The sequence below is a fragment of the Yokenella regensburgei genome, assembly GCF_003634235.1.
Taxonomy (GTDB): Bacteria; Pseudomonadota; Gammaproteobacteria; order Enterobacterales; family Enterobacteriaceae; genus Yokenella; species Yokenella regensburgei.
This window is the reverse complement of the sequence record NZ_RBIZ01000003.1, coordinates 117,706-131,336: the sequence shown is the minus strand read 5'-3', so window position 1 is coordinate 131,336 and position 13,631 is coordinate 117,706. Positions and strand designations below refer to the sequence as shown.

Below are 13,631 nucleotides of genomic sequence, written 5' to 3'. Positions count from 1 at the left end.
AGCGCATTCGCTATTCTTCCCGAAATTATTTACGAAGCATCACTTCGATAAAATCTTTCCAGTTCCCCAGTTCACGTTCGATCATAAAAGCCTCTCTTATTATTATGCGCATTTTACGTAACGGTAAGACAGATGTGAAGAACATTTAATCAATGACTGTGATAGCGGCTCCCTGTGCCTGATGCCTGCTGGCATGCCATCAATATGGCCATGAACCCGTAAATTTACTGTGACTTATGGCAATATTTTGAAATAGTCGAAATTTATCGGAACTATCTGTTCCGACGACAGAAAATGCTATTTTATTTTAAACTGCATGACCAGGCATTTAAGGCCGGAGAATTATACCTGGCGGGCGATTTCGAGTATTATTCTTCGCCATTATCTCATTCTAAAAACCTGGATAATTTACCTGTTTCCCCACAAGGAATTTAACATGACAACGATGTACGGGATTAAAAACTGCGACACCATAAAGAAAGCCCGCCGCTGGCTGGAAGAACACCAGGTAGAGTACCGCTTCCACGACTATCGCGTGGATGGTCTCGATGATGAATTATTACGCACATTTATCGCTGAACTAGGCTGGGAAGCGCTGCTTAACACGCGCGGTACTACCTGGCGCAAGCTCGATGAATCAGTACGCGCGGGTATCAACAACGCCGATGCCGCCGCCGCGCTGATGCTGGAAATGCCAGCTATCATCAAACGCCCATTGCTCTGCGCGCCCGGTAAGCCTATGCTGCTGGGTTTCAGTGATTCCAGTTACCAGCAGTTCGCTAGTGAGGTGTAGTTATGTCTTGCCCGGTCATTGAGCTGGCACAGCAGCTTATTCGCCGCCCTTCTCTCAGCCCCGACGATGCGGGCTGTCAGGCGCTGATGATTGAACGTCTGCGCCAGATTGGCTTTACCGTCGAAGCACTCGACTTTGGCGATACCCAGAATTTCTGGGCCTGGCGCGGTAAAGGTGAGACCCTGGCGTTCGCCGGTCACACCGATGTGGTACCCGCCGGTGATGCCGATCGCTGGATCAACCCGCCGTTTGAACCAACCATTCGTGACGGTATGCTGTTTGGTCGCGGCGCCGCCGATATGAAAGGCTCTTTAGCCGCGATGGTGGTTGCCGCCGAGCGTTTTGTTGCCCAGCATCCTCATCATCGCGGTCGCCTGGCATTTCTCATCACTTCTGATGAAGAGGCCAGCGCAACCAATGGGACGGTCAAAGTGGTCGAGACGCTGATGGCGCGCCGTGAACGCCTGGACTACTGCCTGGTGGGCGAACCCTCCAGTACCGCCGTGGTTGGCGACGTGGTGAAAAATGGCCGTCGCGGCTCGCTCACCTGCAACCTGACTATCCATGGTGTGCAGGGGCACGTAGCCTATCCGCACCTGGCCGATAACCCGGTTCATCGTGCAGCGCCGTGGCTCAACGAGCTGGTAGCCATTGAGTGGGATCAGGGCAACGAGTTCTTCCCGCCGACCAGCATGCAGGTGGCAAACATCCAGGCCGGAACCGGTAGCAACAACGTTATCCCGGGCGATTTGTTTGTGCAGTTCAACTTCCGTTTCAGCACCGAACTGACCGATGAGATGATCAAAACTCAGGTCCTGGCGCTGCTTGATAAGCATCAGCTACGCTACAGTGTTGACTGGTGGCTCTCTGGTCAGCCGTTCCTGACCGAAAGCGGGAAGCTGGTCGAAGCGGTGGTGAACGCCATTGAACACTATAATGAAATAAAACCACAGCTGTTAACCACCGGCGGTACGTCTGATGGACGCTTCATCGCCCGCATGGGCGCGCAGGTTGTTGAACTGGGTCCGGTGAACGCCACCATTCATAAAATTAATGAATGCGTCAACGCGGCCGACCTGCAACTGCTTGCCCGCATGTATCAGCGGATCATGGAACAGCTCGTCGCTTAACAGCAATAACCTGAGAGGTAACGCACATGGAATGGCTGGCTAAATACTGGTGGATACTGGTGCTGGTGTTTCTGGTAGGGGTGATCCTGAACGTGATCAAAGATCTAAAACGCGTCGATCACAAAAAATTCCTGGCAAACAAGCCAGATCTCCCGCCGCATCGTGATTTTAACGATAAGTGGGATGATGACGACGACTGGCCGAACAAAGACCAGCCGAAGAAGTAACCGTGTTGTCCCCTCTCCTTTGGGAGAGGGGATCGCTTACAACATTTCAATAATATCGTCGTCTTTCGGCGTTCCGCCGCTCAACGCTTCATCAAAGTAATGCTTCGGCACCGTGTAACGCAGATGGTCGAGCGCAAACTGCATACTGCGGTCATCAATGGCATGACCCAGCTCATCTACGATATCCAGCGTCACATCGCCACCGGCATTCTGTAGCGCATCCTCTGCCGCAACCGCGTGCTTAAGCTCAATGACCCGGTCTTCGCCACCGTGAATCAAATGCACGGTCGTTGCGGTATTCGCCGTCTGGGGAAGCGTTGCGTAGCGGCCATTGAAGGCGATGACTCGTGAGGCCAAATCTCCATGGGCCTTCACCCCCTCCAGCGCCATGATAGCCCCCTGAGAGAAGCCAATCAGTGCGGTGGCAAGCGGGCCGACGCCGCTCTCTTTTTGCCAGTAACGAATCACGTCAACAAACGTTGGCATAATGGCATCTATCCGCGCCTGACGATTCTCTTCCGTTACGCCCTGCACCGAAAACCACTGACGACCCGGCCCTGGCCCACACGGCTCGGCGCCGCCGATGCTGACAATGAGCGCGTCCGGGAACAAAGGCGCAAACCAGCTGCCAATTTCGCCCATCGCGACCGGGTTATCACCAACGCCATGAAACAGCAGCAACAGCTGTTGGGCAGGTGTGGCAGGGCTCTGGACGACAAAGTGTTCATGTTTCATGGGTGTCTCCTTAGACTATGCAGGCAGTGTACGCCCCATGCGAATAATGACCATGCCATTTAACTGAATGAGTTCGTTAAAAAAATTGCAGCTGGTTTATCTGATGGCGCCATGAGTCGGTTCGGGCGGCATCGAGCGCCATGAGTGCCTGCCGGGCCTCTTCGCGCAGACGCACCAGCAGCGCTTTACGCCCGTGCAGGCCCAGCTCCGCACACAGCGCCGTTTCGCTACGCTGCTGCAGCCGTCCACGCAGCGCAGGTAACGCTAAGTCCACCGCCAGTAGAAGCCGGTTAAGGCATCCAATTGCCGTCATCAGCGGACGGTGGGCGAACGCAAAGCTTGCCAGCTCCTGCCAGTCGTCATCATTAAGCATAGCGTCGTCAGAAGCCTCCAGCGGCAGCTTTTCATCAAGCCAGGGGGCGAGCCACAAAGCGTCGCGACGCAGACGTTGATGTTCATGCCGCGCCAGCGCTTTCCCGGCAGTGCTTAGCGGCAGCAGCGCCATCGCGGTATAGCAACCGCTACTGGCCTCCCGATGAGTGCCGATACGCGCGAGGGTAAAACCACAGCGCTGCCAGAAGCGCCACAGCGCCGGCGTGTAGCCAAAACTCACGGAGAGATAATCCACATCCTGATGCGCGACCAGCGCTTGTGCTATCAGCGCCTGCCCTGTTCCCTCACGCTGACGCGAAGGGTGAACCGCGATCCGGGTAACGCGCCGGGCGCTGAGGGTTGCCGCCAGCGGACTCCCCCCGTGCGCTGCCAGCGACTGCGCCACCAGATTGCCGCGTGGGCGACGAAATCCAGCCCATACAGCCCGGCTGAGCGCTTCGCTGAGGTTCCCCTCATCCACCAGCCATAGCGCCCCGGCGAGGCCAGTGTCGCACTGCGCCGCCATAAAGTGCTGGCCCGGAGCATCCATCATTCGGCGTAAATCGAGAGGCGACGTGCGGTAATGCGCCCCGGAGAGCAGCTGATACATCGCCTGCGGCAGCTCGGGTGCGCTGAACCAGGCTTCCGGTTCAACGGCACAGAACTTAAGCGGCCCGCGAAGGGTTTCGCTAAAGCTCTCGTCATCAAAGAGCAGCGCCTGGCTCACCACCGCCTCCAGCGGGCACCCGGATGCCCAACGCACCGGCTCGCTGAGCGTCAGATAACGCAGCTTCGGGAAGCCTGCGCAGAACTTCAGCAGGAAGCCGCGCCCGGTTCCCTCGTAGCCCTGAACGGTGGTTGTGAGTAACGTACGAGGAAATCGGGCAACCAGCGCCTGCAACAGCGGGGCCGGGATCGCCGCCGCTTCGTCGACGATAAGCCAGTCGGCCTTCACTTCTGACGCCAGCAGCGCGTCCGGTGCCATAAACTGAAAAGCGTCTCCGGCGAAGCGGGCCATCACGTCGGTGGCGGCCCGCGCCGGAGCGGTCACCATCGCACTACCTGCAAGGCTGCGGATATGCATTCCCGCCAGCGCTGACTTACCGCGTCCACGTTCTGCCGTCACCACCATTACTCCGGGGGAGCAATCCGCCAATGTCTGTAAGATTTCCTGCTGCTCGCTGTCGGGCTCACCGTTTGCAGATGTCCAGGTAGGGCGCGGAGGGAATTCAGGCAGCGTGAAGGGAGACTCCTGACGCCAGACCAGCGTTTGCGAGTCCTGTAAGATCACGCGGCAGAAATGGGCAACAAAATGGGGGGTCGCAATCGCCTGCGCCGTCTCACTCCAGCGCAGTGAGTCGTTATCTGGGGTATTTGGCCACTCTGTAAACGGTGGTACCAGCAGGACCAGCCAGCTCCCCGCCTGCAAAGTCCCGGCGAGGGCGGCAAAGGCCGCGGCATCAAAACCACGGCGGGCGTCAAATACCGCATGCCGAAACTCGCGCCCGAGCAGCGTGACCAGCGCAGAGGGCTGGCACGAAGGTTCAGAAATAGGCTCTGGGCCCACCCACAGCCAGTCGCCAGGAAGCGCATCGCGCAACGCGAGCGCTTGCTGCTGACTCCACGGTGCGTCGCCGCTCAATACCAGCAGGCGACGAATGCCTTCCCGTTGCATACTCGCCGTGAGTGCGGCGAGAGATCCCCTGAAGGACATCGACTACCCTCAGTTCTGTGCGGCAAAGGTGTTGCACTGGCTCGGATCACCGCTGTCGTAACCGCGCTTGAACCAGGTATAACGTTGCTGAGACGTCCCGTGGGTAAAACTATCCGGGACCACACGTCCCTGGCTCTGCTGCTGCAGACGGTCATCGCCAATCGCCTGAGCGGCGTTCAACGCTTCTTCCAGATCCCCGGTTTCCAGCACACCCTGCTTCTGCATGCTGTGGCCCCAGACCCCCGCAAAGCAGTCAGCCTGCAGCTCCATGCGTACAGAAAGACGATTCACTTCCGCCTGCGAGGCATTTTGCTGCATCTGGCGCACCTTAGGCTCAATACCCAGCAGCTTCTGTACGTGGTGGCCCACTTCATGAGCAATCACGTAGCCCTGGGCGAAATCACCATCAGCACCGAGTTTGCGCTTCATGTCGTCATAGAAAGAGAGATCGATGTACACCGTGCTGTCAGCCGGGCAGTAGAACGGCCCCATCACCGACTGACCGGTACCGCAGCCGGTGCGGGTTGCACCGCGGTACATGACCAGATGCGGCTGCTGATAGTGTTTGCCCATCTTCTCGAAGATTTGTCCCCAGGTATCTTCCGTAGTAGCGAGGATAACGGAGGTGAATTTTGCCGCTTCATCGTCATTAGGGCTGATGGAGCGCTGCTGCGAGGAAGACTGCGGAGACATTGGCTCCCCGGTCAGCAGGCCGGTCAGGTCAACGCCGTAATAGCCAGCGACCAGCACCACCACCAGCAGGATTATTCCGCCCTTGCCGCTCGACAGGCGGAATCCGCGCCCTCCCATCATCGGAGGCCCTGCGTCATTCCTTCTGTCTTCTACATTGTCGCTTTCGCGACGCCCTTGCCAACGCATAACTACCTCAAACGTTCTATGAATAATAGATAAGATCGTAGGCGGTTAGCGGCAGGATTACCACAGAAAACAGTATGAAAGGTAGCAGAAGCACTCAGAAGATACGTCATCCCCTGAGTGCTGGCGGGGAGCAGAATCAGTCGAGTTTAACGCCCAGACGATGCGCAACCGCTTCATAGGCTTCAATCAGGCCACCGAGGCTCTGACGGAAACGGTCTTTGTCCATTTTATCCAGCGTCTCTTTATCCCACAGACGGCTACCGTCCGGAGAGAATTCGTCGCCCAGCACAACTTCACCTTTGTACAGGCCGAACTCCAGTTTGAAATCGACCAGGATGAGGCCCGCGTCATCGAAAAGTTTGCTCAGCACGTCGTTGGCTTTGTACGTCAGCTCTTTCATACGCGCAAGGTGTGCCTGGCTCACCCAGCCGAAGGTCTCGCAGTAGGATTCGTTGATCATCGGGTCGTGCATTTCATCGTTCTTCAGGAACATGTCGAACAGCGGCGGGTTCAGCTCGATACCTTCTTCAATCCCCAAGCGTTTTACCAGGGAACCAGCAGCACGGTTACGCACCACACACTCTACCGGCACCATCTCCAGTTTTTTCACCAGGCTTTCGGTATCAGACAACAGCGCTTCCATTTGGGTCGGGATACCCGCGGCTTCCAGTTTGCTCATGATGAAATGGTTGAACTTGTTGTTCACCATCCCTTTACGATCGAACTGCTCAATGCGCGCACCGTCTCCTGCTGACGTATCGTTACGGAATTCGAGCACCAACAGGTCCGGATTTTCCGTGCTGTAAACGGTTTTCGCTTTACCGCGATACAACTCAGCTTGCTTTTGCATCTTTTTTCACTCCAGTGAGATTAAAGCTATTAAATTGGCGTTTTTCTGCCGACGCACACGTTTGCGTCACTATACAGAAAAAAGGGCTGGATTGCTCCAGCCCTGCAAAATTACTTGTTAAACGCGGCCTGGAATACGGCTACCAGGGCATCGTTTTGCGACTGCGTCAGGGTGTGGCCTTTCGGGTCGATGAACTGCAGACTGCTGCGGTTATCGAGGTCGCCAACCTGAAGTTTATAGTCGCCGGAAGCGAGATCCGGGTCACGGGCGCCCAGTTCCTGCCAGCTGCTGTCTGAGATAGGCTTATAGGTAATCGCCATGCTGCCCTGCGAACGGGTGCTGTCGGTCACTTTCATGCCCACTTTCTCAAGCGTTGCCGGGAGGCGCTGCCAGACCTGGTTGAACGGTGCGCGTACCACCAGCATCGGCAGACCGGTATCATCCGCCGCGCTCTGCACGTCGAAGGTAGCACCAGCACGGCTCTGCGCCGCATTCTGCGCATTCGTTGCACGCTGATCGAGGCCTGCGGAGATAACGTTCAGCATTTCGGTGCTGTAACGCTGCATGGATGCGGCGTCAGCGGCCGGCTTGCCGCCCTGCTCAAGGTTAATCAGCTTCACGCTCACCGCTTGCTGGTAGCCCTGCGGTTTCACCGAGATTTGATAGCGACCACGGTACTGCTGATCTTCATCCAGGCGGTTCCAGTCAACCCAGTCGGTGGTCAGCGTTTGTGCCGAGTCATCGCGCTTAGTGATGGTGTAGTTCTTCGCCTGAAGCACGCTTACCACCTGCGGCCACAGTGAACCACTACGGCCACTTTCCACCAGCAGCGTAGCGGTATCGCCGACATACTGGGTGCGCGCGCCATTTACCAGCGCCAGCGGCTGTGCTGGTGGGCGAATATCCAGCCCTTTACCGACCACGCCGCTACCGTTAGCAACAGGAATATTATAATCGCCGTTCTGAATCGGCAGGATCATCCCAGCTGGCGAGTGCAGTTCAGCAAGCGGTGCTGCATCCAGATAGGACTCATCACCGCTCACCTGGCGCTTGTAGCGCGAATCGGAACTGCAGGCCGCGAGGAGCAGAACAAGCGAAACACCCGCAACCTTCGCCAGGCGCGACTTCTGTACTGAGTAAGCCATCAAATCTCCCTAAACTTTACAGCAAACCGGCATGCTTAAGCGCTTCGGTGACGACATCGCGACCGTGGTCGGTAATCGGCGTCATCGGCAGGCGCAGCGTATCGGTTGCCACAAGTCCCAATTCCTTACAGGCCCATTTCACCGGGATCGGATTGGGTTCGACAAATAATTTATTGTGTAACGGCATCAGACGCTGGTTAATCACGCGCGCCTCGGCAAACTTACCGGCAGCCGCCAGTTTACACATTTCCGCCATGTCGCGCGCGGCAATGTTTGAGGTGACCGAAATCACGCCATGACCGCCGAGCTGCATGAAGTCCAGCGCGGTAGCATCATCGCCACTCAGCAGGATAAAGTCGTCTGAAACCAGCTCTTTGATCTGGTGAACGCGGCTTAAGTTCCCTGTAGCTTCCTTAATACCGATAATATTTTTTACTTCTGCCAGGCGACCCACGGTCTCCGGTAGCATGTCACAGCCGGTACGTGATGGCACATTATACAGAATTTGCGGCAGGTCAGTATGTTCAGCAATCGCTTTGAAGTGCTGGAACAGCCCCTCCTGCGTTGGGCGATTGTAATACGGCGTAACCGTCAGGCAGCCGACAATGCCGCTGTCATTGAAGCGCTGGGTCAGGCTGATCGCCTCGGCGGTAGCATTTGCACCAGTACCGGCAATCACCGGAATGCGTCCATCCGCCAGTTCCAGCGTCATCAGTACTACATCGCCGTGCTCTTCGTGGCTCAGCGTGGCAGATTCACCGGTAGTCCCTACCGAAACAATCGCCGTGGTTCCGTTGGCGACATGGTAATCAATCAGTTTCTTCAGGCTTGACCGGTCGACATTACCTTTTTCATCCATCGGCGTGACAAGCGCTACAATACTTCCCGTGAACATGGGCCATCCTCTGAGCAGACGTGCAGATAAGAGTCTCAATGGTACGTTTGGTCTTGTAATAAAAGCAAGAGACCAGAGCCGTTGTGGATGTTGTATGCCGGTTTTTTTTATGCTTTCCTAATGATTACCTCACCTTTGACAGGAAGAACAGGTTTGACAGCCTCCTCACAACACTATCTGGTTATCACCGCATTGGGCGCCGACCGACCTGGCATCGTCAATACGATCACCCGCCACGTCAGCAGCTGCGGCTGTAACATTGAAGACAGCCGTCTGGCGATGCTTGGCGATGAGTTCACCTTCATCATGCTGCTCTCCGGTAGCTGGAATGCGATTACGCTGATTGAATCTACCTTGCCGTTGAAAGGGGCCGAGCTGGATCTGTTGATCGTGATGAAGCGCACTACCGCTCGTCCGCGCCCGGCCATGCCGTCAACGGTATGGGTTCAGGTCGAGGTACCGGACTCACCTCACATTATTGAGCGCTTCACTGCGCTATTTGACGCCCATGACACCAATATTGCCGAGCTGGTGTCTCGTACCCAATCGGGCGAAAATGACGTTGCCGCACAACTGTTTATCCAGATAACCGCCCATAGCCCGGCGTCACAGGATGCGTCAAATATCGAGCAAGCGTTCAAAGCCCTATGTACAGAACTGCACGCACAAGGCAGTATAAACATCGTCAATTATTCACAGCATGATGAACAAGATGGAGTTGTGTAATGAACCCACTGAAAGCCGGTGACATCGCACCGAAATTTAGCCTGCCCGATCAAGACGGCGAGCAAGTAAATTTGACCGACTTCCAGGGACAGCGTGTTCTGGTCTATTTTTACCCGAAAGCTATGACCCCCGGCTGTACCGTCCAGGCATGCGGTCTGCGTGACAATATGGATGAGCTGAAAAAAGCCGGGGTCGAAGTGCTGGGTATCAGCACCGATAAACCAGAAAAACTGTCACGTTTCGCCGAAAAAGAGCTGCTGAACTTTACGCTGCTGTCTGATGAAGACCATCAGGTTTGCGAACAGTTTGGTATCTGGGGCGAGAAGTCCTTTATGGGCAAAACCTACGATGGAATTCACCGCATCAGCTTCCTGGTTGATGCCGACGGCAAAATCGAACACGTGTTTGATGACTTCAAAACCAGCAATCACCACGACGTGGTGCTGAACTGGCTGAAAGAAAGCGCCTGATACAAAAAACCGCCCCGAAGGGCGGTTTTTTTAACGCACGACCGACTGCCGTCCCATCTCCCAGACTGCAGCCACGTTGCGGGCTGTGACCTGCAGATTGGTTCTGGCCTCTGCCAGCGCCTCCGGGAGCGTGACAACCTGAGTGAGTATCGAGAACGCCGCGTCGATGCCGTGCTGGTGCACCACGCCGTGGTCCTCACGTAACCCACCGGCCAGGGCAATAACCGGTTTGTGGTAGCGCTTCGCCACCCGGGCGACGCCAATCGGTGTTTTACCGCAAATGCTCTGACTATCGAGCCGTCCTTCGCCGGTGATCACCAGGTCCGCGTCCTTCACCTGGGCTTCCAGCCCCAGACGGTCGATAACAATCTCAACACCAGCGCACAGCGTGGCGTTGAGAAGCCCCATTAGTGCAGCACCCATTCCGCCAGCGGCGCCCGCTCCCGGTGCGTTCAGCACGGTCCGCCCGGTGGTACGGTGAATAATAGTTCCCCAGTTCGCCAGCGCGATATCGAGCCTTGCCACCATCTCGGTGGTGGCTCCCTTCTGCGGGCCAAACACCGCCGAGGCGCCCTGCGGACCACAAAGCGGATTGTTTACATCGCACGCCACCGTCAGTGTGACGTGCTGCAAACGCGGATGACAGGCGGATAAATCAATCGCGACCAGCGCTTCCAGCGCTTCACCACGATGCGCAATTTCACTGCCCCCGGCGCTCAGCAAGCGTGCGCCAAGCGCCTGCATCATCCCGGCGCCTCCGTCGTTGGTGGCGCTGCCGCCGATGCCGAGAATAATGTGCTCTACCCCTTCGTCGAGGGCTGCGCGAATCAACTCCCCGGTGCCAAAGCTGGTGGTTTTCATCGGATTGCGCAGCTCAGGGGCAACATAATGCAGGCCAGAAGCTGCCGCCATTTCAATAACCGCGGTTTTGCCATCCCCCATCATGCCCCAGCGCGCAGATACCGTTTCACCGAGTGGCCCGGTTACCGGCGTGTGGCGAAAATGACCCTGGCTTGCCGCCACCATCGACTCCACCGTACCTTCGCCGCCGTCGGCCATCGGCACATTGACGTATTCCGCATCCGGCCAGATTTCACGGCAACCGGCTTCAATCGCCTGCGCCACTTCCAGTGCGGACAGGCTCTCTTTGAATGAATCGGGGGCAATTACAATTTTCATAGTTATCCTGCCAGTCCAAATACACCAAACATCAGAGTCGAGATAAACGCGATGGTTAAGCCCACCAGCGTTTCATAAGGCATCAGTTTCAGACGCTCATGAATTGCCATGTTGACGCTACCGCCAGTGGCGTGGAAGAAGCTGCCGTGCGGCAGGTGATCCAGCACCGTAGCACCGGCGTGGATCATCGCAGCACCCGCCAGCGCAGAGACGCCCAGTTCAAGCAGTGTAGGCGCAAACACGCTGGAAGCCACCGCGGTACCCGCTGTGGTAGACGCCGTCGCCATCGACATAATGGCACCGGAAATGGGCGCCAGCAGGTATGACGGAAGCCCGGAGGCCGTGAGCCCGTTAACCAGCACATCTTTTAATTCTGAGTTCGCAATAATACCCGCGAGCGTCCCGGTACCCAGCAGCATAATGGCCACCGGCGCCATACGGCTCAGCCCGGACACCATAAAGTGATTTGCCTGACGACCACGCCCCATCAGCACGGCGCCAATCAGGCCGCCGACCGGCAGCGCAATCAGCGGATCAATCGCAATCCCGGCAACAGGACGCAGCGACAGCAGCACAATCGCTACCAGCGGCGCGCTGATAGAAACCAGGAACCCCGGCTGACCGTGGGTGCTGGCGTTGGTAATCACCTCTTCTGCGGTAACCGGGCTGCCCTTACGGGTGAGACGTTTCGCGAGGAAATATGCCATAGCCAGACCGAAGAGACCCGGAATGATGCCAGCCATCATCACCGAGGTTAGCGGCACGTGGAAAGCATCCGCCGCCGCAATCGTGTTCGGGTTGGGCGACATCACGTTCCCGGCTTTCCCGCCCCCGATCATCGCCAGCAGGATGGCGGCTTTTGACAATCCGGCGCGATGAGCAATAGAGAGGGCAATCGGTGCCACGGTGATGACCGCTACATCGATAAACACGCCAACCGCCGTCAGGCACAGGGTGGCAATCGCCAGCGCCAGCAGCGCCCGGGTTTCACCGACTTTTCTGACTACCGTTTCAGCAATGGTATTTGCCGCGCCGGACTCAATCAGCACCCCGGCCAGTACGCCCGCGGCAAGAATGCGCAGTACCGCGTTAGTGATCCCCTGCGCGCCCGTCACCATCAGGGTAACGGTCTCGACGAGGGATGCACCGCCAATAAGACCACCGATCAGCGCCCCGGCCATCATGCCGTAGGCGGGCGAAACTTTACGTAATATGAGGATGATTGCTACCGCCAGCGCGGCGATAGCTCCGAGAGTGGAAATCGACGTCATGTGATGCGCCTCCGTTAATTGACCCGCGCAGTATGGGAAATCAGCCGCATAACGAAACTGGAGGTTTTAACGAACTTTTGCCGGTGTCCGGGGGGCTAAGTTGTGGGATTCTACAGCCTGACACTGCAGCTCCATGCCAATAAATAACCAAAGAATACTTTTCAGGTTATTGATTTTTATACCGGTAATCTCTTCGCAGCGCTGCAAACGATAGCGAAGCGTATTGACATGAATATGCAGGGCTTTCGCCGTTTGAGAGAGGTCACAGTTATGCGCAAACCATTCGCGCAGGGTTTGTTGCAGCACTCCTTTGGCATCGTGTTCAACCAGATGTTGCCAGAGCCTTGAAAGCTCCTGCACCTGCCAGCTCTCCGAGACGTCGCTTAACAGCGCCGGTAAGGCATAGTCGTGATAGAACACGTACTGGTTTTTTACCTTCTGCCGTTTCACCATCGCCTGGGTGGCCCGGGCGGTTTGCCACGAGCGGTGTAGCCCATTGTCACCGGAAAAGTAGCCGCCAACCACAATGCGGCTAAAACCCGAACTGCTGGCCCAGGATTTGAAGCACTGGAGATCTTTCATCTCCTGCACCAGATCCCAGTTACCGTCTTTGCGGCTAATAGGTTTGATAATGATCAGTTCGTTGAAATCAGTGAAGGTCACGAGGTGATCGCGGGCGCGGTTTTCGAAGTACTCCATCAGGTTGCGCAGCGCCTCACGATCGGGCTGACGCAGCTCAATTATCGCTACCACCCGCGGCTGGCGCAGGTCGATCCCCAGATAAGAGACCATCGAGTGTAACGACTCCGGCGGCGGTTCGCGCATGATGAGCTGATTGATCAGCTCTTCCCGATAGCGCTTATCCCACTCTTTCTGCTCAATCAGCACCATGTGTTCAATAACCAGCTCAGAGGCCATCTTCACCAGTTCGGCGTAGGCGCGCACTTCACCCGGCTCGCCGGTAATTCCGACCACGCCAATCATTTGGCCGTGAAAAGAGACCGGCAGGTTAATGCCCGGGCGAACGCCCTTGAGCTGGGCCGCGGTGGCGGTGTCTATCTCCACCACCCGGTTGTCTTTGAGCGCCAGAATGGCCCCTTCATGGCGCTGATGCAGGCGCGATGGCTCCCCCGAGGCGATAATGATGCCATGCTCATCCATGACGTTGACCGAGTAAGGAATGATGCGCATTGCCCGCTCAACAATCTGCCGTGCGGTGTAGTCCTTTAAATATCGCTTCTTCAT

Annotated in this window: 15 protein-coding genes; 5 read left to right on the top strand and 10 right to left on the bottom strand. The window is 56.7% G+C overall.

All coding sequences use genetic code 11. The annotated features are described in order from the left end of the window. Nucleotides 1-25: 25 nt before the first annotated feature. Complete coding sequence (ypfM, locus tag C7387_RS00645; protein WP_001386977.1) at nucleotides 26-85, bottom strand: protein YpfM; 60 nt, start codon at nucleotides 83-85, stop codon at nucleotides 26-28. A gap of 351 nt (nucleotides 86-436) precedes the next feature. Here ypfM and C7387_RS00640 point away from each other — a divergent pair, with 351 nt between their 5' ends. From C7387_RS00640 to C7387_RS00630, 3 genes are read left to right on the top strand one after another with little or no spacing between them, the layout of a single operon-like run. Further along, nucleotides 437-793: an ArsC family reductase gene (locus tag C7387_RS00640; RefSeq protein ID WP_040903812.1), complete on the top strand. Its 357-nt coding sequence runs from the start codon at nucleotides 437-439 to the stop codon at nucleotides 791-793. A gap of 2 nt (nucleotides 794-795) precedes the next feature. Then, entirely contained in the window at nucleotides 796-1,923 is a 1,128-nt protein-coding gene (gene dapE / locus C7387_RS00635; RefSeq protein ID WP_006821119.1) for a succinyl-diaminopimelate desuccinylase, read from the top strand. A gap of 26 nt (nucleotides 1,924-1,949) precedes the next feature. After that, entirely contained in the window at nucleotides 1,950-2,150 is a 201-nt protein-coding gene (locus C7387_RS00630) for a YpfN family protein (protein WP_006821120.1), read from the top strand. 36 nt (nucleotides 2,151-2,186) lie between these two features. Here C7387_RS00630 and ypfH read toward each other — a convergent pair whose 3' ends face one another. The 6 genes from ypfH to dapA all read right to left on the bottom strand — a co-directional run bounded on the left by ypfH (nucleotide 2,187) and on the right by dapA (nucleotide 8,740). Further along, nucleotides 2,187-2,885, bottom strand: coding sequence for an esterase (ypfH, locus tag C7387_RS00625; RefSeq protein WP_006821121.1), 699 nt, complete (start codon nucleotides 2,883-2,885; stop codon nucleotides 2,187-2,189). 76 nt (nucleotides 2,886-2,961) lie between these two features. After that, entirely contained in the window at nucleotides 2,962-4,971 is a 2,010-nt protein-coding gene (locus C7387_RS00620; protein WP_120815839.1) for a tRNA(Met) cytidine acetyltransferase TmcA, read from the bottom strand. Between the two features lie 9 nt (nucleotides 4,972-4,980). Next, nucleotides 4,981-5,850, bottom strand: coding sequence for a KPN_02809 family neutral zinc metallopeptidase (ypfJ, locus tag C7387_RS00615; protein WP_120815838.1), 870 nt, complete (start codon nucleotides 5,848-5,850; stop codon nucleotides 4,981-4,983). Between the two features lie 136 nt (nucleotides 5,851-5,986). Continuing rightward, nucleotides 5,987-6,700, bottom strand: coding sequence for a phosphoribosylaminoimidazolesuccinocarboxamide synthase (purC, locus tag C7387_RS00610; protein WP_006821124.1), 714 nt, complete (start codon nucleotides 6,698-6,700; stop codon nucleotides 5,987-5,989). 110 nt (nucleotides 6,701-6,810) lie between these two features. Further along, nucleotides 6,811-7,845, bottom strand: coding sequence for an outer membrane protein assembly factor BamC (bamC, locus tag C7387_RS00605; RefSeq protein ID WP_038254922.1), 1,035 nt, complete (start codon nucleotides 7,843-7,845; stop codon nucleotides 6,811-6,813). A 16-nt stretch (nucleotides 7,846-7,861) separates the two neighbouring features. After that, nucleotides 7,862-8,740, bottom strand: a complete 879-nt coding sequence (gene dapA, locus C7387_RS00600; protein ID WP_006821126.1) for a 4-hydroxy-tetrahydrodipicolinate synthase — start codon at nucleotides 8,738-8,740, stop codon at nucleotides 7,862-7,864. Between the two features lie 153 nt (nucleotides 8,741-8,893). On the opposite strand from dapA, the gene C7387_RS00595 reads away from it, so the two are divergent. Continuing rightward, on the top strand, nucleotides 8,894-9,466 hold the full coding sequence (locus C7387_RS00595) for a glycine cleavage system transcriptional repressor (protein ID WP_038254924.1): 573 nt from the start codon (nucleotides 8,894-8,896) through the stop codon (nucleotides 9,464-9,466). Then, on the top strand, nucleotides 9,466-9,936 hold the full coding sequence (gene bcp, locus C7387_RS00590; RefSeq protein WP_006821128.1) for a thioredoxin-dependent thiol peroxidase: 471 nt from the start codon (nucleotides 9,466-9,468) through the stop codon (nucleotides 9,934-9,936). Before C7387_RS00595 ends, bcp begins: the two co-directional genes overlap by 1 nt. Before the next feature lie 30 nt (nucleotides 9,937-9,966). Here the strand turns inward: bcp and C7387_RS00585 are convergent, their stop codons facing one another. The 3 genes from C7387_RS00585 to C7387_RS00575 form a co-directional block, all read right to left on the bottom strand. Then, complete coding sequence (locus C7387_RS00585; protein ID WP_120815837.1) at nucleotides 9,967-11,115, bottom strand: glycerate kinase; 1,149 nt, start codon at nucleotides 11,113-11,115, stop codon at nucleotides 9,967-9,969. Between the two features lie 2 nt (nucleotides 11,116-11,117). Beyond that, complete coding sequence (locus C7387_RS00580) at nucleotides 11,118-12,386, bottom strand: GntP family permease (RefSeq protein ID WP_006821130.1); 1,269 nt, start codon at nucleotides 12,384-12,386, stop codon at nucleotides 11,118-11,120. A 66-nt stretch (nucleotides 12,387-12,452) separates the two neighbouring features. Next, nucleotides 12,453-13,631, bottom strand: coding sequence for a sugar diacid recognition domain-containing protein (locus tag C7387_RS00575; protein WP_120815836.1), 1,179 nt, complete (start codon nucleotides 13,629-13,631; stop codon nucleotides 12,453-12,455).